This is a genomic window from Nocardia sp. XZ_19_231, assembly GCF_015355705.1.
Lineage (GTDB): Bacteria > Actinomycetota > Actinomycetes > Mycobacteriales > Mycobacteriaceae > Nocardia > Nocardia salmonicida.
Genome location: NZ_JACUZI010000007.1, coordinates 49,504 through 69,674, shown reverse-complemented (window position 1 = coordinate 69,674; position 20,171 = coordinate 49,504). Strand labels below are relative to the sequence as shown.

The 20,171-nt window shown below is 68.4% G+C and carries 20 protein-coding genes; 10 read left to right on the top strand and 10 right to left on the bottom strand.

Translation table 11 applies throughout. From position 1 onward, the window contains the following. Nucleotides 1-96 precede the first annotated feature (96 nt). From IBJ82_RS27260 to ppc, 4 genes are all read left to right on the top strand, one after another. On the top strand, nt 97-1,164 hold the full coding sequence (locus IBJ82_RS27260) for an ABC transporter substrate-binding protein (protein WP_194828854.1): 1,068 nt from the start codon (nt 97-99) through the stop codon (nt 1,162-1,164). Between the two features lie 54 nt (nt 1,165-1,218). Further along, a complete protein-coding gene (locus IBJ82_RS27255; RefSeq protein WP_194828853.1) occupies nt 1,219-1,776 on the top strand; it encodes a sugar O-acetyltransferase in 558 nt (185 codons plus the stop codon). Between the two features lie 74 nt (nt 1,777-1,850). Beyond that, nucleotides 1,851-2,273 (top strand): VOC family protein, encoded by a 423-nt coding sequence (locus tag IBJ82_RS27250; protein ID WP_194828852.1) that lies wholly within the window; start codon nt 1,851-1,853, stop codon nt 2,271-2,273. A gap of 66 nt (nt 2,274-2,339) precedes the next feature. After that, nucleotides 2,340-5,111, top strand: a complete 2,772-nt coding sequence (gene ppc / locus IBJ82_RS27245) for a phosphoenolpyruvate carboxylase (protein WP_194828851.1) — start codon at nt 2,340-2,342, stop codon at nt 5,109-5,111. Between the two features lie 3 nt (nt 5,112-5,114). Here the strand turns inward: ppc and IBJ82_RS27240 are convergent, their stop codons facing one another. The 4 genes from IBJ82_RS27240 to IBJ82_RS27225 form a co-directional block, all read right to left on the bottom strand. After that, nucleotides 5,115-5,282 (bottom strand): hypothetical protein, encoded by a 168-nt coding sequence (locus tag IBJ82_RS27240; RefSeq protein ID WP_194828850.1) that lies wholly within the window; start codon nt 5,280-5,282, stop codon nt 5,115-5,117. Between the two features lie 105 nt (nt 5,283-5,387). Beyond that, on the bottom strand, nt 5,388-5,795 hold the full coding sequence (locus tag IBJ82_RS27235) for a RidA family protein (protein ID WP_063005051.1): 408 nt from the start codon (nt 5,793-5,795) through the stop codon (nt 5,388-5,390). 5 nt (nt 5,796-5,800) lie between these two features. Next, complete coding sequence (locus IBJ82_RS27230) at nt 5,801-6,571, bottom strand: IclR family transcriptional regulator (RefSeq protein ID WP_194828849.1); 771 nt, start codon at nt 6,569-6,571, stop codon at nt 5,801-5,803. After that, entirely contained in the window at nt 6,568-7,665 is a 1,098-nt protein-coding gene (locus tag IBJ82_RS27225) for a sugar kinase (RefSeq protein ID WP_194828848.1), read from the bottom strand. The genes IBJ82_RS27230 and IBJ82_RS27225 overlap by 4 nt, the downstream gene beginning before the upstream one ends. A gap of 92 nt (nt 7,666-7,757) precedes the next feature. Here IBJ82_RS27225 and IBJ82_RS27220 point away from each other — a divergent pair, with 92 nt between their 5' ends. The 4 genes from IBJ82_RS27220 to IBJ82_RS27205 are packed head-to-tail and all read left to right on the top strand — an operon-like array spanning nt 7,758 to nt 12,753. Then, nucleotides 7,758-9,053, top strand: coding sequence for an amino acid deaminase (locus tag IBJ82_RS27220; protein WP_370585499.1), 1,296 nt, complete (start codon nt 7,758-7,760; stop codon nt 9,051-9,053). 9 nt (nt 9,054-9,062) lie between these two features. Continuing rightward, nucleotides 9,063-10,676 (top strand): amidohydrolase family protein, encoded by a 1,614-nt coding sequence (locus IBJ82_RS27215; protein ID WP_194828846.1) that lies wholly within the window; start codon nt 9,063-9,065, stop codon nt 10,674-10,676. Then, nucleotides 10,673-11,314, top strand: coding sequence for a bifunctional 4-hydroxy-2-oxoglutarate aldolase/2-dehydro-3-deoxy-phosphogluconate aldolase (locus IBJ82_RS27210; RefSeq protein ID WP_194828845.1), 642 nt, complete (start codon nt 10,673-10,675; stop codon nt 11,312-11,314). The genes IBJ82_RS27215 and IBJ82_RS27210 overlap by 4 nt, the downstream gene beginning before the upstream one ends. Nucleotides 11,315-11,325: 11 nt before the next feature. Continuing rightward, nucleotides 11,326-12,753 (top strand): GntP family permease, encoded by a 1,428-nt coding sequence (locus tag IBJ82_RS27205; RefSeq protein WP_194828844.1) that lies wholly within the window; start codon nt 11,326-11,328, stop codon nt 12,751-12,753. Nucleotides 12,754-12,760: 7 nt separating this feature from the next. On the opposite strand, the gene IBJ82_RS27200 is transcribed toward IBJ82_RS27205, so the two are convergent. From IBJ82_RS27200 to IBJ82_RS27185, 4 genes are all read right to left on the bottom strand, one after another. Continuing rightward, complete coding sequence (locus tag IBJ82_RS27200; RefSeq protein ID WP_194828843.1) at nt 12,761-13,429, bottom strand: response regulator transcription factor; 669 nt, start codon at nt 13,427-13,429, stop codon at nt 12,761-12,763. Further along, nucleotides 13,426-14,406, bottom strand: coding sequence for a sensor histidine kinase (locus IBJ82_RS27195; protein ID WP_194828842.1), 981 nt, complete (start codon nt 14,404-14,406; stop codon nt 13,426-13,428). Before IBJ82_RS27195 ends, IBJ82_RS27200 begins: the two co-directional genes overlap by 4 nt. Beyond that, complete coding sequence (locus IBJ82_RS27190; RefSeq protein WP_194828841.1) at nt 14,403-15,818, bottom strand: serine hydrolase; 1,416 nt, start codon at nt 15,816-15,818, stop codon at nt 14,403-14,405. The genes IBJ82_RS27195 and IBJ82_RS27190 overlap by 4 nt, the downstream gene beginning before the upstream one ends. Nucleotides 15,819-15,925: 107 nt before the next feature. Next, complete coding sequence (locus IBJ82_RS27185) at nt 15,926-16,474, bottom strand: TetR/AcrR family transcriptional regulator (protein WP_194828840.1); 549 nt, start codon at nt 16,472-16,474, stop codon at nt 15,926-15,928. Between the two features lie 100 nt (nt 16,475-16,574). Here IBJ82_RS27185 and IBJ82_RS27180 point away from each other — a divergent pair, with 100 nt between their 5' ends. Next, nucleotides 16,575-17,672, top strand: a complete 1,098-nt coding sequence (locus IBJ82_RS27180; protein ID WP_194828839.1) for an FAD-dependent oxidoreductase — start codon at nt 16,575-16,577, stop codon at nt 17,670-17,672. A gap of 45 nt (nt 17,673-17,717) precedes the next feature. On the opposite strand, the gene IBJ82_RS27175 is transcribed toward IBJ82_RS27180, so the two are convergent. Continuing rightward, nucleotides 17,718-18,704: an MBL fold metallo-hydrolase gene (locus IBJ82_RS27175; protein ID WP_194828838.1), complete on the bottom strand. Its 987-nt coding sequence runs from the start codon at nt 18,702-18,704 to the stop codon at nt 17,718-17,720. 47 nt (nt 18,705-18,751) lie between these two features. Between IBJ82_RS27175 and IBJ82_RS27170 the strand changes: the two genes are divergently transcribed. Next, on the top strand, nt 18,752-19,150 hold the full coding sequence (locus IBJ82_RS27170) for a MerR family transcriptional regulator (RefSeq protein ID WP_194828837.1): 399 nt from the start codon (nt 18,752-18,754) through the stop codon (nt 19,148-19,150). Here IBJ82_RS27170 and IBJ82_RS27165 read toward each other — a convergent pair. Beyond that, on the bottom strand, nt 19,141-20,127 hold the full coding sequence (locus IBJ82_RS27165) for a YafY family protein (RefSeq protein WP_194828836.1): 987 nt from the start codon (nt 20,125-20,127) through the stop codon (nt 19,141-19,143). The two genes, IBJ82_RS27170 and IBJ82_RS27165, sit on opposite strands and share 10 nt — an antisense overlap. Between the last annotated feature and the right edge of the window lie 44 nt (nt 20,128-20,171).

The window sequence follows — 20,171 nt, the reverse complement described above, 5'->3', positions numbered from 1 at the left end:
GCGATGCGGGCACTATTCCTCTTCATAGTTGGTAATTAGGTAAGGCTTCGCTAGGTTAGCAACCCTAAAGAACTCTGAACCACCCGGGAGACCTCGATGAAGACCCCACTGAGCCGTCGGCTCGCCGCCGCGGCGGCAGTTGCCGCCGCCGTACTGAGCCTGTCCGCGTGTGGCCAGGATCGGTCGGGCACCGGCGCCGCAGGCAGCGATTGCGATGCCGCGAGCAACCTCGACGGCGGCGCCTACCCGCGCACCATCGAGGCAGGGGCGGTCAAGGACAAGGCAGGCACCAATGTCGGCACGGTGGTCGACCCGGCCACCATTACCACCAGGCCGGTCCGGATCGCCGCCCTCGACCAGACATTCGTCGACGCCGCCCTGGTGCTGAACACCGAAGTGGTCGCGTACACGACGTACCAGGCCATGGGCGAGAAGTTGCCCGCGTTCCTCGGCGCGGCCGCCCAGACCTGCGGCGGGCGAGCGGTGAACATCGGCAACCTGCAGACCCCCGATATCGAGAAGCTGGCAGGCGCCCGACCGGATCTGATCGTGTCGGCGAAGGTGCGGCACGAGAAGCAGTACGAGCAGTTCAAGGGCATCAAGCTCGGGTCGGGCACGGTCCCGGTCGTGTTCAGTCAGACCACCGGCGCCACCTGGAAGGAAAATCTCCTGCTGCTCGCCAAGGCGGTCGACAAGGAGAACCTCGCCGAGGTCAAGCTCGCGGCCTACCAGGACCGCGCCACCAAGATCGGCGCGGCGATCAAGGAGAAGAACGGCGGCAACGCGCCCACCGTGTCGTTGCTGCGCTTCCTGCCCAAGGAGGACCGGCTGATGCAGCGGGTCAGCTTCGTCGGCGACATCTTCGCCGACACCGGCCTGAACCAGCTCGACAAGTCCGACGATCCGAAGAACGACTTCTCGATCACCCTGAGCCCGGAGCGTCTCCTCGACGCCGACGCCGACTACATCTTCCTCACCAGCAACGGCGAGGACGCCGCCACCCAGCGCAAGGCGGCTGCCGCGGCCAACCCGCTGTGGAATCAGCTGCGGGGCAAGGTCACTCCGGTCGACGACCTGGTGTGGCTGACCTCGGTCGGCCTCACCGGCGCGCACGCGGTGCTCGACGACATCGCCAAGACCTTCGGGGTCGACCCGGCGAAGTAAATCGCCGGAAGCGGCACACCCGTGCCCTGTTCGCCCGCCCCTACACTCGGCGGGGTGGGCGAACAGAAGCAGCGGATGCTGGCCGGGGAGCTGTATCGGGACAACGATCCAGAACTCGTGGCCGAACGGCAACGGGCGCAGCGATTGTGCGACGAGTTCAACCGCACCGGGCCCGACGAGACCTGGCGGCGGACCGAGTTGCTGGGTGATCTCCTCGGCAAGCTGGGGGAGGGGTCCTGGATCATGCCGCGGTTCCAGTGCGACTACGGCTACCTGATCGAGATCGGGGCGAACAGCTTTCTCAACTACGACGCGATCCTGCTCGATTGCGCGCCGATCACCATCGGGGACGACTGTTCGATCGGGCCGCGCTGCCAGTTGCTCACCGCGCTGCATCCGATGGAAGATCACGAAAAGCGCAGGCAGCGTTGGGAATCGGCAGCGCCGATCCGGATCGGCAACAACGCGTGGTTCGGCGGCGGGGTGATCGTGTGCCCCGGTGTGACGATCGGGGACGATGTGGTGGTCGGCGCGGGCAGCGTGGTGACCCGTGACCTGCCGGACCGGGTGTTCGCGGCGGGCAATCCGGCGCGGGTGATCCGGCAACTCTAGGTTTGCTGTCTACTCTGGACGGCAGGCGCCGACGACGTCGGCGCGCCCATCCGTGCCCGACCAGAGGAGACCGTATGCGCCACGGCGAAGATCTCTCCCTCACCCACGTCATGCTGCTCGTGGGCAATCAGGACGAGGCTCTCACCTTCTATCGCGACCTGATCGGCCTTCAGGTCCGCACCGACATGCCGTTCGGCGACAACACGCGCTGGCTGACGGTCGGTCCGGTCGACCAGCAGAATCTGGAATTCGTGCTCGAGGTCCCGGAGATGGCCCCCGACGCCGCTTACCGGGCGGCCGCGCGGGCGCGGATCGACGGCGGCGCCCAATCCACCGTCATCTTCGCCACCGACGACCTCGACGGCACCTTCGCCCGGATTCGCGACGCCGGGGCAGAGGTCGCGCAGGAGATCGTGACCCAGCAATACGGCCGCGACTGCGCGTTCCGTGACCCGTGGGGCAACCAGATCCGCTTCACCGCCCGCCACCGCGGCTGAGCGCGACATGCGGGGCGGGTGCGGCGTCGGGTCGCGCCCGCGGGCCCGCGGCAATACTGTCTGACCATGGGCGAATCGCGAATCGAGATGGAACCCGAAGCAACCCGGCCGCTGCGCGAGGACATCCGCTTCCTCGGCGGCATCCTGGGCGACACCATCCGCGACCACGAAGGTCCCGAGGTGTTCGACCTGATCGAACGCGTCCGGATCGAGGCGTTCCGGGTGCGCCGCGAAGAGGTCGAGCGCAGCGCCGTCGCCGATATGCTCGACGGCACTCCCACCGAGGTCGCGATCCCACTGATCCGGGCGTTCAGCTACTTCGTTCTGTTGGCCAATCTGGCCGAGGACATCCAACGTGATCGACGCCGCGCCGCGCACATGGCGGCGGGTGAGCCACCGCAGGATTCCTCGCTGGCCGCCACCTACGACAAGCTCGACGCGGCCGGCCTGGACGGTTCGGTGGTGGCAGACTTGCTCACCGACGCGCTCGTCTCCCCGGTGATCACTGCGCATCCGACCGAAACCCGCAGGCGCACCGTCTTCGACGTGCAGTCCAAGATCACCGAGCTCATGCGCCTTCGTCGCCGCCTCGAACCCGGTGAGTCCGGTCTCGAGGAATCCGAACTGCGGATCCGGCGCGAAGTGCTCACCCTGTGGCGGACGGCGCTGATCCGGTTGGCGCGCTTGCGGATCCAGGACGAGATCTCGGTCGGGCTGCGCTACTACGACCTGACCCTCTACGACGTGATCCCCGCGATCAACGCGCAGGTACGGGCCGCGCTGCGGGCGCGCTGGCCCGGGAAGGAGCTCCTGCCACGCCCGATGCTGCGGCCCGGATCGTGGATCGGCGGCGACCGCGACGGAAACCCGTTCGTCACAGCGGACGTCGTGCACACGGCGGCCGAACAAGCCGCCGCCTACGTTTTCGGCCGGTACCTGGACGAGCTGGTCGAACTCGAGAAGACCCTGTCGCAATCGGCGCGGCTGGTACAGGTGTCGCCCCTGGTCGCAGAGCTCTCGGCCGCGGGATATCCCGACCCAGGCCTGTTCGCCGACGAACCGTATCGCCGCGCGCTGCACGCGATTCGGGGCCGCCTCAGCGCTACCGCCGAGCTGGCACTGGGCGAACTGCCCGAGCAGGGCCTCGATGCCGGCGCGGCCCCGTATCCGACACCCCAAGCCGTCCTCGACGACCTCGACGCGATCGATCAGTCCATGCGCGCCAGCGGCGACGGACTGCTCGCCGACGACCGCCTCGCCGCCCTGCGCCACGCCATCGAAACCTTCGGTTTCCACCTGCAGGGCCTCGACATGCGCCAGAACTCCGAGGTGCACGAACAGGTCGTCACCGAACTGCTGGCGTGGTCGGGTGTGCACCCCGACTATCCGAGCCTGGCCGAGGCCGAGCGCGTGGAGTTGCTGGCCGCCGAATTGCGCACGCGCCGACCACTTCTCGGGCCGAACGCGCAGCTGAGCGAGCTCGCCACCAAAGAGCTGGGGGTCTTGGGCGCCGCCAAGGAGGTCATCGATACCTTCGGCGCCGCCGCCATCCCGAACTACATCATCAGCATGTGCACCTCGGTCAGCGACATGCTCGAAGCGGCGTTGCTGCTGAAGGAGGCGGGCATTCTCGATCCGGGCAGCGCCGACACCGCGCCCAGCTGTCCCGTCGGTATCGTCCCGCTCTTCGAAACCATCGAGGACCTGAGCGCCGGTGCGACGACTCTGGCCGCGGTGCTGGAGGTTCCGGTCTATCGCGAGTTGGTCGAGGCGGCGGGCATGCGCCAGGAAGTGATGCTCGGCTACTCCGATTCCAACAAGGACGGCGGATACCTCGCCGCGAACTGGGCCCTCTACCGCGCGGAACTCGACCTGGTGGAGGTGGCAAGGCAAGCGGGAATCCGGTTGCGGCTGTTCCACGGTCGTGGCGGCACCGTCGGTCGCGGTGGCGGCCGCAGCTACGACGCGATCCTGGCGCAGCCCGCGGGCGCGGTGCGAGGATCGCTGCGACTGACCGAGCAGGGCGAGGTGATCGCCGCGAAGTATTCCGAATCCGGTGCGGCACATCGCAATCTGGAATCACTGATCGCGGGCACGCTCGAATCGACGCTCCTGGATGTGGAGGGCCTCGGCGACGACGCGGAACCGGCCTACGAACTGCTCGACGACCTCGCCGCCCGCGCTCGTGCCGCCTACGCGAACCTGGTGCACGACACCCCGGGCTTCGTCGAGTACTTCCGCGAATCCACTCCGGTCGCCGAGGTCGGCGACCTCAATATCGGCAGTCGCCCCGCCTCCCGCAAACCCACCAACTCGGTTTCGGACCTGCGCGCCATTCCGTGGGTGATGGCCTGGAGTCAGGCCAGGGTCATGCTGCCCGGCTGGTACGGCACCGGCACCGCCCTCGAAGACTGGGTCGGCGACGACCCGGCCCGCCTCGCGCGACTCACCGACCTCTATCAGCGCTGGCCGTTCTTCAACACCGTGCTGTCGAACCTGGCCCAGGTGATGGCCAAGAGCGACCTCGACATCGCCGCGCGCTACGCCGAGCTCGTCTCCGACAAAACCCTGCGCGCCGACATCTTCGCCATGATCGCCGACGAACACGCGCGCACCATCCGCATGTACCTGGCGGTCACCGGCCATACCGAACTGCTCAGCGACAACCCGTCACTGGCCGAATCGATCCACAACCGCTTCCCCTACCTGGAGCCGCTGAACCAGCTCCAGGTCGACCTGCTGGCCCGGCTGCGCGGCGGTGACGATTCCGAACTGGTGAAGCGGGGCATCCTGCTCACCATGAACGGCCTGGCCACCGCCCTGCGCAACTCGGGATAACACTCAGAGGCAGACGCTGATGGTGAACGGTCCGACCGGGATGCCGGTGCAGATCGACACCGAGCCGACGACCGGCTGCGCGGGGGCGGCCGAGGCGGTTCCGGCACCGATCGCGGTCACGGACAGGGCGAGGGCGGCAACGGCGAGCGGGCGGGCGAACGTGGTGAACATAGGCTGATCCTCGGGTAGAACGGGGTGAACACCCCCGTGTGGGGGCGCCCCATCTCAACACGCATGCACCGACGGCGTCCATGACATGGTGGGAATCACCGTGGCTCAGTCGGTTACGACGGCGATCGCGTCGATCTCGACCAGCATCTCCGCGCGGGGCAGGCCGGTGAAAACGGTGGTGCGCGAGGGCAGTACGCCGTTGCTGGTGTGCTTCGTGACGAACTCGCCGTACGCCTCGTTCATGATCGCGAAGTCCTCACGTTTGGTGAGGTAGACCCGCAGCATCATCACATCGTCGAAGGTGGCGCCGGAGGCGTCGATGATCGCCTTGACGTTCATCAGAGTGCGGGTGGTCTGGGCCGCGACATCGCCTTGATGCAGGTACTCGTTGGTCTCCGGATCCACCGGGCCCTGACCGGACACCTGGACGAACGGGCCCTTGCGCACGCCCTGGGAGAAGGTGTGGGCGGGCGCCGGGGCGTCGGAGGTGCGCACGGCGGTCTTGTCGGACATGGGGTTCAGCCTTTCCTCGCGGTGACGTCTCGGCCGGGGGCCCAGCCGAGTTCGGTGGAGATGGCGTCGGCCGTCGCCCTGACCTGCGGCAACAGTGCCAGCACCTGATCGTGGTCGAGCAGCACATCGGGAACCGAGACCGACACGGCAGCGACAACGGAACCGATCCCGTCGCGCACGCCGACGCCGATGCAGTTGACGAAGCTCTCGTGTTCCTCGTGATCTTCGGCGAACCCCTGCACGGCAACGAGATTCAGTTCGGCCAGATACTGCTCGGGGGTCCGCAGGGTGCGGGTGGTGAACGGGTGGAAGTCCAATCGTGCTGCCACCGCGGGCCATTCGTTGCGGGGCAGCGCGGCGACGAGCACCTTGCCGACAGCGGTGCAGTGTAGCGGCGCGGGCCTGCCGATGCGCGAGTACATCCGCACCGCCTGCTCGGCGTCGACCTTGTCGATGTAGACAGCGTCGCCGGATTCGTAGGCGGCCAGGTGCACGGTCTGCCCGGTGGCCGCGCCCAGCGCGCTCAGGTGCGGGCGGGCGACGGTGCGCACATCACGGTTCTCCAATGCGCGACTGGCCAATTCGAACATCCGGGTGCCGAGCGAGTAGCGGTGCGCGTTGTCGCGCACGACGAACCGATCGGCCTGCATGGTCTGCAGTAGCCGCAGCACTGTCGACTTGTGGACGCCGAGCCGGACGGCCAGCTCGTCGAGGGACTGCGAGCTCTCGCCGAGGGCGATGAGAATGGACAGGGCCCGCGACACGCTTTGACTCATGCGCTGATCGTTTCATCCAGAGCCGCCGGATAGCGCAGCGTGGCCCAGATATCGTCCGGGAGCAGCGCGAGGCGCTGAATATCTTCGGGCGGTGGCAGTTTCGCCGAATCGCCGGTCGCGGTCAGCGCCGCCGCCGCGCACAGATGGCCGTACCGCAGGCGCGTGCGTAGGTCCGCGCCGTGCAGCAGGGCGGCGAGGTAGCCGCCGGCGAAGGCGTCACCGGCGCCGATGCGTTCGGTGATCGCCAGGGTCAGCGCCGGCGTCTCGATCGAGGACTCGCCGTCGAAGCCGGTGACAGTGTGCTTGTCGTTCTTGACGATCAGCTGGGCGGGTTCGGGGAACAACGCGCGCAAGGCGGCCGGGTCGCCGGTGCCGAAGATCTCCTCGGCCTCGTCGGCGCCGAGGAACGCCACGTCGGCGCCGCGAATGTGAGCGTCGAGTTGGTCGGCGGCCTCGTCGACGCGCGAACCCCACACCGCCGGACGGTAATTCAGGTCGAAGCTGACCAGTCCGCGCCGTGGGCGGGCGAGCAGGGCGCGGGTGAGTTCGGTCGCCGACTCCGACAGCGCGGGGGTGATACCGGTGAAGTGCACGAGATCGGCGCCGTCGAGCAGCAACGCCTGGGCCGCGAGGTCGGCGGGGGACAGCGCGCTGGCGGCCGAACCCGTGCGGTAGTAGTGCATCCGGCTGGCGTCGGCGCCCAAGTCGTTGGCCGCACCGGAGCCGGCACCGCGTTCCTTGACGTAGAGACCGGTCGGCCGCATCGGATCGACGGCGACCGACTCGACGTCCACCCCCTGCGCGCCGAGTTCGGCAACGAGGTATCGCCCGAATCCATCGTCGCCGACCCGCGAGAGCCACGCCGCCGACACGTCGAGCTGGGCCAGCACCACGGCCACATTGGCCTCCGCGCCGCCCGCTCCACGCTCGAACCGCGCGGACTGTTCCAGCGGCCCCGCGCCCGCGATCAGCACGGCCAGCCCCTCGCCGACGGTGACCGCCCTGGGCCGAGTGGTTGTTGCCTGGGTCACCTTGTTCGCCCTTTCGTGCTTGCGGTCACTGCCCTCGGGATGCACAATATCGAGCAGAAACATTCAGCGCAACCACCGTTGCATATTACGCAATGCTGATCCGACATGATCGATCGAGCCGCCACCCCGGGTTCGGTCGAGGAGAAAGGGATGCTGTGATCATCGACAACGACGTCGTCGACGCCCTCGCCGACGAGTTGCTCGGACCCCAGGACAAGAGCGCGCCGCCCGCGGCGTGGGGGAGCACCGTGCGCGAATACCTCGACGGCGCACCGCGTCTGGATCAGTGGCAGACGCCGTTGCTCACCCTCGACCGCGGCAGGCTCGATGCGAACCGCGACCTGATGGCCGAGTGGACCACCGGCGCGGGCGTCGCGCTGGCCCCGCACGGCAAGACGACGATGGCGCCGCAGCTGTGGCGCGAGCAGCTCGTGGCCGGGTCGTGGGGAATCACCCTGGCCACCGCGTGGCAGGCGCAGCTCGCGCACTCGTTCGGCGTCGACCGGATCATGCTCGCCAATACGCTGATCGACCCGGTCGGATTGGATTGGGCCGCAGCGGAATCGGGGCGCAATCCCGACTTCGAGTTGTACTGCTGGGTAGACGGCGTCGCCACCGTCGAACTGATGGACAAGATCCTGCGCGATACCGCCCCTGGTCCGCGCGTGCGGGTGCTGGTCGAACTGGGCGGACCGCACGGCCGCACCGGCGCCCGCACCCGTGCGCAAGCGCGTGCGGTCGCCGCCGCCGTCGGCGCGAGTGCGCGGTTGAGCCTGGCCGGCGTCGCGGGCTACGAGGGCGCGCTGGCTCACGATCGCAGCACCGAGGGCGTCGCGGCGGTGCGCGGCTATCTCGGCGAGCTGGCCGCCCTGCACACCGAACTCGCCGCGGCGGGCGCCTATTCGGGTCCGGCGGTCGTCACCGCCGGCGGCAGTGCCTACCCCGAACTCGTGGTCGACGAACTCGCCGGACTGGCCGATCCCGAGGGTACGCGCGGCGTGGCGACCACCGTGGTCCTGCGCAGCGGCGCCTACCTCGTCCACGACGACGGCTTCTACGCGGGGATCTCCCCGCTCGCCGCGCCCGCGAAGCAACCCGGCCTTCGTTCGGCCATGCACGGCTGGGCTCGGGTGGTCTCGCGACCCGAACCGGAACTGGCCCTGCTCGACGGCGGCAAACGCGATTTCCCCTTCGACGAAGGCCTACCGGTGCCCCAGCAGGTCATCGGCGGCACGCTCCCGCCGAACGCGGTGGTCACCGCGCTGAACGATCAGCACACCTTCCTGCGCATGCCCGGCGCGGATCCGGCCGATCTGCCGGTCGGCTCCGTCGTGCGGCTCGGCCTCTCGCACCCCTGCACCGCGTTCGACAAGTGGCGCCGCATCCCGGTGATCGACAGCGTCGACGCGCCCGCCCCGCGCGTGGTCGACCTGATCCGCACCTACTTCTGACGGATGACCATGACGCACTTGCTCTTCCGTGACATCGACATCGTCGACGGCACCGGCGCCCCACGCACCCGCGGCGACGTTCTGGTCCGCGAGGGCCGCATTGCCGAGATCGCACCACCGGGCACCATCGAAGCCGACGCGAGAGTCGTCGGGGTGTCACCGGGTTCGGTTCTCGCGCCTGGTTTCATCGACATGCACGCGCATTCCGACCTGTATCTGCTCACCCATCCCGACCACTTCCCGAAGATCACCCAGGGGGTCACCACCGAGGTGATCGGCCAGGACGGGCTGTCCTACGCGCCTATCGACGAGGCCACACTCGCGATGGTGCGCAAGCAGATCGCGGGCTGGAACGGCAACCCGGCGGACTTCGATTTCAGCTGGCGCACCGTCGCGCAATACCTGGACCGCCTCGACCGGGGCATCACGCCCAACGCCGCCTACCTCGTCCCGCAGGGCACGCTGCGCATGCTCGTGGTCGGCAGCGAACAGCGGGTCGCCACCACCGCCGAGATCGACCGGATGTGCGCGCTGCTGGCCGAGGGCTTCGACCAGGGCGCGGTCGGCATGTCCAGCGGACTCACCTACACACCCGGAATGTATGCCGACACAGGCGAACTCGCCGCGCTGTGCGCGGTGGTGGCCTCCTACGGCGGCTTCTACGCACCGCACACCCGCTCCTACGGCGCGGGCGCGCTCGAGGCCTACGCGGAGATGATCGGCCTGGCGAAGGCCACCGGTTGCGCGCTGCACCTGACCCACGCCACCATGAACTTCGGCGTGAACCGTGGCCGCGCACCGGAATTCCTCGCGATGCTGGCCGCGGCCCGCGCCCACGGCTGCGACATCACCCTCGACACCTATCCCTATCTACCCGGCTCGACCACCCTGTCGGCGTTGCTGCCCAGCTGGGCGATGTCGGGTGGCCCCGACGCCGCATTGGCTCGACTCGACGATCCGGCCGAGCGTGCCAGGATCACCGCCGATGTCGACGTCAACGGCTCGGACGGCTGCCACGGTGTCACTGTCGAATGGGAGACCATCCAGATCAGCGGCGTCGGCGACGACGCGCTGTCGGACGTGGTCGGCCGCACGGTCGCCGAGATCGCGGCCGCGCGCGGCATCGCCCCGGTGGAGGTGTTCTTCGACCTGCTGCGCCGCGACCAGCTCGCCACCACGATCCTGCAGCACGTCGGCCACGAGGAGAACGTGCGCGCCATCATGGTCGACCCCGGCCACATGGGCGGCAGCGACGGTCTGCTCGTCGGCGCCCGACCACACCCGCGCGCCTGGGGCACCTTTCCGCGCTACCTGTCGCGCTACGTCCGAGAGCTGGGTGTTCTCGGCCTCGAGGACTGCGTGCACCACCTCACCGGTCGACCGGCCGCGCGACTTCGCCTGGCCGAGCGTGGCCTGATCCGGGCCGGTTACGCCGCCGACCTCGTCGTCTTCGATCCGGCGACGATCCACGACACGGCAACATTCGACCATCCCCAACAGCAGGCACGCGGTATCGAGCACGTGCTGGTAAACGGCGAATTCGCGCTGGAGAACGGCACCGCGACCGGCGTGCGCGCCGGACGCGCCCTGCGTCTGGACACCACGAAGGAGGAAACTCGATGAACCCGATGCTCAGCTCGTCGTCGGAGGCCATGGACGTGATCCGCGCGGACCGGGCCCTCACGGTGGTCCGCGCCCCTGATATCCCCGACCCGGCCGCGCTCGCCGCGGCGCTCGCGGGCGCCGGGCTGCGGGCGGTCGAACTGACCTTCACCACCCTCGGTGTGCTCGACGCGATCAGCAGGGCTACCGCGGTCACCGACGCCGTGATCGGGGTCGGCACCGTGACCACCCGCGAGCAGGCCGAAGCGGCCATCGAGGTGGGTGCCCGGTTCCTGGTGACACCCGCACTGCGTCCGGAGGTCGCGCAAGTGGCTGTAGCGCACGCGGTTCCGGTGATCATGGGCGCGTACACACCCTCGGAGGTCCTCGCCGCGGCGGAGATGGGGGCGGCGGCGGTGAAGATCTTCCCGGCACGCGCGCTCGGCCCGCAGTACGTCAAAGATCTGCTCGGCCCGTTCCCACACATGGTCCTGATCCCCTCCGGCGGGGTCAATTCCCACAATGCCCGCGACTTTCTCCGCGCGGGCGCGATCGCCGTCACCGCGGGCACCGAAGTGGTGGCCCCGTCCGACGTCGAGGCCGCGCGCTGGTCCCACATCGGCTCCAAAGCCGCGCATTTCGTTCATTCGCTTGATTGAGAGGTTCTTCCATGGGCGCCACCATCGACTGGTTGCGCACCACCACCCCCGGGTTGCTGGTGCTGTGCGGTCTCGCGATCGCTGTGCTACTCATCGCCATCATCAAGGTCAAACTGGAGCCGTTCATCGCGCTGCTGTTGACCGGACTTCTGCTGGCGCTGGCCGCCGGACTGCCGATCTCCCAGATCGTCGGTACACCGCTGAAAGCCGGTGAGTCACTGCTGGAAACAGGTTTCGGTGGCATCCTCGGCCACATCGCGGTGATCATCGGTCTCGGCACCGTGCTCGGCGCGATCCTCGAAAGATCCGGTGGCGCCGACGTTCTCACCGACAAGCTGCTGAAGATGTTCGGCGAGAAAGGCGCTCCCATCGCGATGGGCCTGCTCGGCCTCATCTTCGGTATCCCGGTGTTCTTCGATATCGGCATCTTCGTGCTCGCGCCCCTGGTCTACGTCGCGGCCAAGCGCGGCGGGCGATCGCTGGTCCTCTACGCCATGCCGATGCTCGCGGGTCTGTCGATGACGCACGCGTTCCTGCCGCCGCACCCCGGTCCCGTCGCGCTCGGTGGGCTGCTCGGGGTGAGCCTGGGCTGGCTGATCCTCATGGGCTTCGTCTGTGGCATCCCGGGTTTCCTCGCCGCGGGCATCGTCTGGGGCTCCTATATCGGTCAGCGCGTGCAGGTTTCGGTGCCGGAGGAGTTCGTGCGGTTGGAGCCGGAGCCTGAGCCGGCTGAAGGTTCGGGCGGGACCGCGGTGATCACGAAGGCGCCGCCCTCGGTCGGGTTGATCGGTGCCATCATCGCGATCCCGTTGGTCTTGATCCTGGGCGCCACCTTCGGTTACCAACTCCTCGACAAGGATTCGGCGCTGTTGCAGGTGCTCACCTTCTTCGGAACCCCCGCGGTCGCGCTGCTCATCACCGTGCTCGTCGCGTTCTATCTCCTCGGGATCCGGCGTGGTTCGACGGTGCAGGAACTGAGCACCATCACCGCCGAGTCGCTCAAACCGGTCGGCATGGTGCTGCTGGTGGTCGGTGCGGGCGCCTTCTTCGGCAAGGTCATCTCGGCCACCGGCATCGGCACGGCGCTGGCCGACACGATGTCGGCGGCCGGTCTGCCGATCATCGTGCTCGCCTACCTGATCAGCTGCGGGCTGCGGATCGCGCAGGGTTCGGCGACGGTCGCCATCGTCACCACGGGCGGCATCGTCGCCCCGCTGGTCGCCGAGCAGGGCTACTCGCAGATGTCGATCGCGTTGATCGCCATGGCGATCGCGGCCGGCTCGATCATCCTCAGCCACGTGAACGACGGTGGCTTCTGGATCATCGCGAAGTACTTCAACATGACCGTCAAACAGACGCTGCAGACCTGGACGGTCCTGGAAACCATCCTGTCCGTGGTGAGTTTCGCGGTCGCGGCCTTGCTGTTCTCGATCGTCTGACCACTGCTCACCGAGCCGGGCTGTCCCCACGGGTCAGCCCGGCTTCGTATGCCAGGATCGCGGCCTGCACGCGATTGTCCAGGGCGAGGCGGCGCAGAATCGCGCTCACATGGAACTTCACGGTCGCCTCCGCGACGAACAGCGCGCGGCCGATGTCGGCATTGGACAGCCCGCGGCCGAGAAGCGCGAGGACCTCGCGTTCGCGGTCGGTCAGCGCGTCGACGCGCCCTCGGGCCACGGTGTCGGTGGGTGCGGCGCCGTCGAATCGGGCGATGACCTTCTGGGCGATGCGCGGAGACAGGTAGGCCGCGCCGTCGGCCACAGCGCGGACACCGAGGATCAGCTCACGCGGGTCCGATGCTTTGAGCAGGAATCCGTCGACGCCGTGCGTCATCGCCGCGTCGACATAGCCGTCCTCGTCGAAGGTCGTCAGCAGGACCACCGCCACCGACGGCAGGGTGGCGCGCAGTTCGGCGGCGGCAGCGAGTCCGTCCAGGCGCGGCATCCGGATATCGAGCAGCGCGATGTCGGGCCGGTGGTGGCGGGCCAACTCGACCGCTTCGCGGCCGTCCGCTGCCTCGGCGATCACCTCGACGTCCGGGTCCGTCGCCAGGACGGCCTTGACTCCGGCGCGGATCAACGGTTCGTCGTCGGCGAGCAGCACTCGGATCGTCATCGACTTCCCCTGTTCCGGTCGTGCGGTATCCGCGCGCGGACAACGAAACGGTCGTTCTCGGCGTCGGCGTGCAATGTTCCGTCCAGCGAGTGCGCTCGCTCACGCAGACCTGCGAGGCCGACTCCGGTCTGCGCACTCCGCGGACTGTCCACCGTCGCGTGCGACAGCTGGTTGCCGATCGTCACCTCAACCAGTGTCGCCGTGCGCTCCACGCGAATCACCACCTCGGCGCCGGGTGCGTGGCGCGCGGCGTTCGTCAGCGACTCGCGCACAATGTAGGCCACCGTCCGCTCGACGAGTGGCGGCAGCGGTGCTCCGTCGAAACCCTGTGTCGTGACGACCATTCCGGCGCTGCGGGCACTGTCGACGACCGTGGTGACGTGGTCGATCCGCGGCTCGATCGGGCCCGCCCGCCGCAGCACCCCGATCGTCTCGCGGAGCCGATCGGTGGCCGTCGCCGCGGAGGCCCGCAGCTCGGCCGCCGCGTGCTGGTTCTGCTCGGACAGGTCGCCTGCCAGTTCCAGCGCACCGGCGCGCAAGGCGATCAGCGCCAGATCGTGGCCGAGGCTGTCGTGGATATCGGCGGCGATCCGGGTGCGTTCGCGCAGCTCGGCGCGCTCGCCGATCAGCCGCTGCTCCTGTTCGAGACGGGTCACGCGCTCGGCGCTGGCCGCCAGCAGTTCGGCCTGCTGACGCCGGAACCGGCCCGCCGACCACGGCAGCGCGCAAGCGAGGACGAACGATCCGAACACACCGCTGCCGAGGGAGAGGTCGACCAGCGTGAGCACCGCCCCCGGCGCCGCGAGCGCGCCGAGTACCGTCCACTCGTGCGGGAACGGCAGTCGTCGTCCCTGGAGATAGGCGAGCACGCCGAGCACGAGATACAGCGCCTGCCGCCAGAGCGGAAGATCGTCGAGGAACAACCCGTTGACCTGGGCTGCTCCGGCGAGCAGCACCAGCGTGGCCCCGTTCCTCATGCGCCCGACCCTACCGATCGCAGCCGAGACAGCCGAGCCACCACGGTGACCAGCCCGGCTACGGCGGCAACGCCCGCCGCGATGGGCAGCGGCGCGAAGTAGCTCAGTTGCGCCCAGGTGACCGTTCGCCCGTTCATGATGATCGAGATGACCGCGGGAAACCCGGCGAACAGCACGACCGGAGTCAGTGCGGGCAACAGCCGTGCGCCGACCCACCAGATCGATGTCCCGCGCCTGGCGCGCGCCCAGCGTCGCGCCCGGACCGCGCCCAGTACACCGAGTCCGAGTGCGGCCACCGAGGTCGCCGCGAACGCGAGCTCGGTCCAGAGTCGGTTGTGCCCTGGCACTTCCGGTGTCTCGCCACGGCTCATCGCGGCCAGGCCGAGCATGATCGGGTAGGTGTCTTCGGCGAGTGCGGCGCTGTTGGTCAGCACCGCGAAGCCGTATCCGCTGTCCGGGTCGATCGCCTGCGCGGCGTTGTAGGTGAACAGGTTTCCGGAATGGACGAGCAGCTCGCCCTCTTCCTCTGTACCCCAACCCATTCCGTACCGGTGCAGAACCGGCGTGTGCATCGTCGTCAGGCTCTGCGCGGTGACGAGTTGTGGGCCGTTGCCGGTGTTGCTGATCAGCCACCGGCCCATATCCGCTGCCGTCGTGATGACCGAACCCGCTCCGCCGCCTTCGAATCCGATGAGATCGGGTCGCGCAATCCACTGCCCGAACAGTGAATTGAAGCCGTCAGGCGGTGCGGGTAGGTCGGCGTCGGTGCCGCTGGCGGTCATCCCCAGCGGGCCGAAGACCCGCTCCCGCAGAAAGTCGCCGAAGCTGCGGCCGCCTGCCACTTCCACCAGTCGTGCCGCGATGTCGTAGTTGACATTGCAGTAGGCCCACCGGCTGCCCGGCTCGGCTCCCAGCTCGCCGGTGCGCAAGGTGGCGACGTAATCGGTCAGTGACCGCGCCGTGTCGGTGGCGCCGATGTCCACCGTCCGATCCGACAGTCCCGAGGTCTGATTCAGCAAGTGCCGCACGGTGATCCGCTCCGCCCGGGCATCGGCCATCCGAAACTCGGGTAGCTGCTCGACCACCGGCGCGTCCAGCGCGAGCCGCCCGTCGTCGACCAGCATCATCACCGCGGTCGCGGTGATCGACTTGCTCAGCGAAGCGATCCGCATCGGCGAGTCCGCGGTGATCGGCTCCCCACGCGAATCCCGACCCGCGCCGGTGGCGTGTACGACGGTGTCGCCATGGGTGACCACCACCGAGACTCCCGGCAGCCCGGTCGAATCCATTGCCTCCGCCAGATAGGCGTCGATCGCAGCGGGAGAGAACTCGGGCGGTGCGGGCGCGGCCGCCGCGCTCGACGGAACGGCGAGGCCGACAAGGAGGACGGCCGTGACCAGTACACGATGCATAGCCGAAACGTTAGAAACGGTGCGCAGGGATCGAATCCGACGAACGGCGACCATCTACCTAGACGAAAGTCGGGAATCTCCGGGCGAGATCGACCAGTCGGCGTCGATCAGTCGAGTAGCGCGCGCGTCAGCCGGGCGAGCGCTTCGCGGGGGTCCTTGCCGTCCTCCGCACCGGTCAGCCGGTGGACGACCGCGCCGTCGAGATAGTCGACGAGGATGCCGGTATCGGTCGCGGCCACACCGACAGCAGCGGCCATCTCGACCGCCCAGGCCCGCAGGCGCTGGTGCCCGCGATGCAGTGATTCGGAGAGCGCGGGCATCGTCTGTGACTCGCCGAACAGGGCCAGGCGTGCCTGGGTGCGGATGCGGTCGGTGGTTGTCGCATGAGTGACGAACAGGGCGAGACCGTCGATGAGGTGCTCGACGGTAGCGGGGCCGAGTGCGCGGTTCAGCGTCTCCCAGTCGGCGTGATCGCGTTGTTCGAGGCGTTCGGCGACACCGCAGAGCAGCGCCTCGCGAGTACGGAAATAGTTCGATGTCGAACCCGACGGCAGGTCGGCGACCCGGTCGACCGCGCGGTGGGTCAGCGCACGCGACCCGCCGGTGCCCAGTACCTCGATAGCGGCGTCGAGCACCTGTTCGCGTTTGGTCGGCACGTGCCGATACTACGCCCGTAGTGAGTCGCGCTACATTCGTAGTAATCGCCACTACAGCCGTAGTACGGTCACGGAGATACCTGAAACGAGGGAGTGCGCGATGTCCACAGCAATCGTCGTCGGTGGCGGAATCGGCGGAATGGCCGCGGCGCTCGCGCTTGCCCGGAGGGGCTGGTCTGTCGAGGTATTGGAGCGAGCGCCGGAGGTCGCGGAGGTGGGATCCGGAATCTCTCTGTGGTCCAACGCCTTACGCGCGCTGGATGCTCTGGGCGTCGGCGACACGGTCCGTGCGCAGGGAATGGCGGAGGTGTCGGCCGGAATTCGAGACGACCGTGGGCGATGGCTCTCGCGCACCGACGTGGCGACGCTACGCGAGCGTTTCGGAGCGCCGGTCGTGATCCACCGTGCCCGGCTGCTGGACATTCTGCGCGCGGGGCTCGGTGAAGGCATTGTGCGCACCGGCGTCACGGTTCGCGAAGTGACCACCGGCGGGACGGTGGTCCACTCCGCGGGCACCTCCTCCGCTGATCTGGTCGTCGGCGCCGACGGGATCCGCAGTGTTGTCCGGCGTGCCGTCTGCGGTGAAGTCGTACCGCGCTATGCCGGCTACACCGCCTGGCGTGCGGTGGTCGACATCGACGAGGCGCTCACCGAATTCGGTGAAACCTGGGGTCGGGGTGCGCGTTTCGGCATGGCTCCGCTCGCGGACGGCCGCGTCTACTGCTTCGCCGTCTACAACGCCGCCGAGAACGCCACCGGCAGCCTTGCCGAAGTCCGCGATCTCTTCGAGAACTGGCACCACCCGATCCCGGCCCTGCTCGCCGCCGCGAGCCCGGACACGGTGCTGCACAACGATATCTACGACCTACCCGCCCTGCCGACCTTCACCGCGGGCCGCATCGCCCTGCTCGGCGACGCCGCCCACGCGATGACGCCGAACCTCGGCCAGGGCGGCTGCCAAGCCCTCGAAGACGCCGTAGTCCTGGCCCGGCTGGCAGGCGAGCCCGACGGCCTCGCTCGCTACGACCGGGAACGCCGCCCTCGGACCGAGATGATCACCGAACGCTCCGCCCGGATCGGCGTCGTCGGCCAACTGTCCGCCCGGCCCCTGGTCGCCCTCCGCAACACCGCACTGCGCCTCACTCCCACATCGGCCCAGCTCCATGCCATGGCAGAGATTCTCGACTGGACCTGTTGAGCCGCGGTCCGTGCTCAGCGACCGCTCCGGCGAACCCCGATTGCGTCAGATCTGGCTCGATCGGGAAGTGTGCGGATCCTGCGTCCACGCGCATGCCGCCTGATGATCGTGACTGGGAATGATGCGGACGGCGCCGCGGATCGCATGCAGGCGGTGGACAGTTCGCCAGGTCTCGGTGCGGTCGTTGTCGGCCAGCATGCCCGGATAGCCCGACTTCTGTCGCAGCTCCTCGACCTGGAGGTTGTGCCAGATCGCGTCGCCCGCGAGCAGAACCGGGCCGCGTTCGGTGCGCAAGAGCAAGCCGACGCTGCCCGGGGTGTGGCCGGACAGGTCGACGAGCACCACCGCACCGTCTCCGAACAGGTCGTGGCTGCGGGAGAAGGTGAGAACAGGGGGACCGTCGAGGTCGTAGACGTCGAGAGGTCTGTGGCGAACAGCTCGCCGCACGCCGCCGACCGGTGCCACCGGACCCTCCATCGCCCAGTCGTGCTCGGGCCGGTGGAGACGCAGTGGCAACTCGGGGAGATCGAGGAGGCCGGCGATATGGTCCCAATGCAGATGCGTCGGTAGGGCGAAGTCGATGTCGTCGGTGGTAATTCCACTGCGGTGTAAAGAGTCTCGGATATCGATGATGTCGCTCGGTGGTGTCACCGCGACTCGCAGAACGCGGGGGAGTTCGGCCACGGCCTGGTCCAGAACATCGACGCAGATGCCGGGGTCGACGAGAAAGGTCGCCTTCGGATGCCGGACGACGAAGGCCGTCATCGCGGATTCGATCCGGCGCGGGGCGAACACGCCTTCGACGACGGCCGCCGTCGGCACACGCTTGGCATTCTGCGCCAGAACCGTCAGCTCGACCGTCGTCGTGCCGTGGGGGAGGCCGTTGTCGGGCAGCGAGGTCAGGAACCTGCGGTCGGGTCGGCGTGGTCGCAAGGCGCCCGTCGCCGCCGACCCCACCGACCGGCAACACCGCCACAGGTCGGGTGACGCGACCGGGTCGATCGACTGCGTCCGATTGTCGTTGTGTCCCATGCGAACTACGCTAAAACTTCAGGTCGACCTGAAGTAAAGGGGCGAATGTGCCGAATACCGCCGAGTCGCGCCGCATCGGCGATGTCGCCGCCGAGTTAGGTGTCGCCACCCACGTCCTGCGTCACTGGGAAGACGTGGGCGTACTCGTTCCACCCCGGGCGCCCGGTGGACAACGGATCTATAGCGGCGACCTGATCGTCCGAGCCCGTCTGGTCCAGCTCTGTCAACGGGCCGGGATGTCGCTGGCCGAGATCAAAGATCTGTTCGCCGCCAGATCTCGCACCCGCCGCGTGGCAGTCTTCGCGGACAAGCAAGCCGAATTGCGGACTCGCGTCGACGACCTCAACCGAACCATCGACTTTCTCGCCCATGTCCTGCGCTGCACCCACCCGATCGTGGACGAGTGCCCGGACTGCGTCGAGTTCAGCCGGGCGGCTCAGAGGTGACTCGGCGACGACCGGTGGTAGCGCGCGAGCATGGCGGCGGCAGTGGCGGTCATGGTCGCGCGGAGTTCGGGTGGGTCGAGGACTTCGACGTGCTGGCCCAAGGGGAGTAGGGCGTGGGCGAGGACCTCGTAGGACTCGGCGGAAATCGTGATGTCGGCCCAGCCTTCGGCGTCGGGTGGGCCCGCGGAGGCGAGGGCCTCGCGCACCGCGGCCGGGTCGTTCATCAGACGCAGCAGGCTCAGGTGGGCGGTGGCAATCCGGCAGTGGGCGCTGACGCGCAACATCGATCGCGCGAACTGCTCGGCCGAGTCCTGCCAGTGCGTGGCGAGGTCGAAATCAGTGGGGCGGGTGAAGGATTCGCCTGTCGGTTCGGCTGTGACGATCCGGCTCGCCCGGTACGAGCGGATGTCGGAGTGCTCGCGGGCGATCAGGTACCAGGTGCCTGCCTTCATGACCAGGCCGAGCGGGTCGAGGGTTCGTTCCACGGTCCGGTCGCGGCGATGGTAGGTGATCGCGAGGCGGCGGTCGTGCCAGAGGGCGTCGGCAACCGTTGCGAGCGTAGGGGTTTCGTCGGGACGCGCGAACCAACCGGGCATGTCGATATGGACGCGTTCGGCGATGCGGGTGGCCCGGCCACGTAGTTCCCGCGGGAGGGCGGCGAGCATTTTCAGTTGGGCGGTGGCCAGCACGGTGCCGAGGCCGAGGTCGGCGGCGGCGCCGGGGAGGCCGGCGAGCAGGACGGCGTCGGCTTCGTCGGAGGTGAGGCCGGTGAGTCGGGTCCGGTAGCCGTCGATCAACCGCACGCCACCACCGCGCCCCGGTTCGCTGTACACCGGAACGCCCGCCTCCGAGAGGGCCTCCACGTCCCGATACACGGTGCGCACCGAGACCTCGAGCTTGCGTGCCAACTCGCTCGCGGTCGCCCCGCCGCCCGCTTGCAACAGCAGCAGTAACTGCACCAACCTGCTCGCCCGCATATTCCTGAGACTAGCCGCAAAACCTGACACGAGATGTCAAGGTT

Excerpts from the sequence above, each read along its gene's own strand:
- ppc (WP_194828851.1), top strand. The coding sequence starts at position 2,340 with ATGGGCGAATCGCGAATCGAGATGGAACCCGAAGCAACCCGGCCGCTG.
- IBJ82_RS27225 (WP_194828848.1), bottom strand. The coding sequence starts at position 7,665 with ATGTTTCTGCTCGATATTGTGCATCCCGAGGGCAGTGACCGCAAGCAC.
- IBJ82_RS27210 (WP_194828845.1), top strand. The coding sequence starts at position 10,673 with ATGAACCCGATGCTCAGCTCGTCGTCGGAGGCCATGGACGTGATCCGC.
- IBJ82_RS27190 (WP_194828841.1), bottom strand. The coding sequence starts at position 15,818 with ATGCATCGTGTACTGGTCACGGCCGTCCTCCTTGTCGGCCTCGCCGTT.
- IBJ82_RS27260 (WP_194828854.1), top strand. The coding sequence starts at position 97 with ATGAAGACCCCACTGAGCCGTCGGCTCGCCGCCGCGGCGGCAGTTGCC.
- IBJ82_RS27235 (WP_063005051.1), bottom strand. The coding sequence starts at position 5,795 with ATGTCCGACAAGACCGCCGTGCGCACCTCCGACGCCCCGGCGCCCGCC.
- IBJ82_RS27240 (WP_194828850.1), bottom strand. The coding sequence starts at position 5,282 with ATGTTCACCACGTTCGCCCGCCCGCTCGCCGTTGCCGCCCTCGCCCTG.
- IBJ82_RS27205 (WP_194828844.1), top strand. The coding sequence starts at position 11,326 with ATGGGCGCCACCATCGACTGGTTGCGCACCACCACCCCCGGGTTGCTG.
- IBJ82_RS27165 (WP_194828836.1), bottom strand. The coding sequence starts at position 20,127 with ATGCGGGCGAGCAGGTTGGTGCAGTTACTGCTGCTGTTGCAAGCGGGC.
- IBJ82_RS27175 (WP_194828838.1), bottom strand. The coding sequence starts at position 18,704 with ATGGGACACAACGACAATCGGACGCAGTCGATCGACCCGGTCGCGTCA.
- IBJ82_RS27200 (WP_194828843.1), bottom strand. The coding sequence starts at position 13,429 with ATGACGATCCGAGTGCTGCTCGCCGACGACGAACCGTTGATCCGCGCC.
- IBJ82_RS27250 (WP_194828852.1), top strand. The coding sequence starts at position 1,851 with ATGCGCCACGGCGAAGATCTCTCCCTCACCCACGTCATGCTGCTCGTG.
- IBJ82_RS27230 (WP_194828849.1), bottom strand. The coding sequence starts at position 6,571 with ATGAGTCAAAGCGTGTCGCGGGCCCTGTCCATTCTCATCGCCCTCGGC.
- IBJ82_RS27195 (WP_194828842.1), bottom strand. The coding sequence starts at position 14,406 with ATGAGGAACGGGGCCACGCTGGTGCTGCTCGCCGGAGCAGCCCAGGTC.
- IBJ82_RS27180 (WP_194828839.1), top strand. The coding sequence starts at position 16,575 with ATGTCCACAGCAATCGTCGTCGGTGGCGGAATCGGCGGAATGGCCGCG.
- IBJ82_RS27215 (WP_194828846.1), top strand. The coding sequence starts at position 9,063 with ATGACGCACTTGCTCTTCCGTGACATCGACATCGTCGACGGCACCGGC.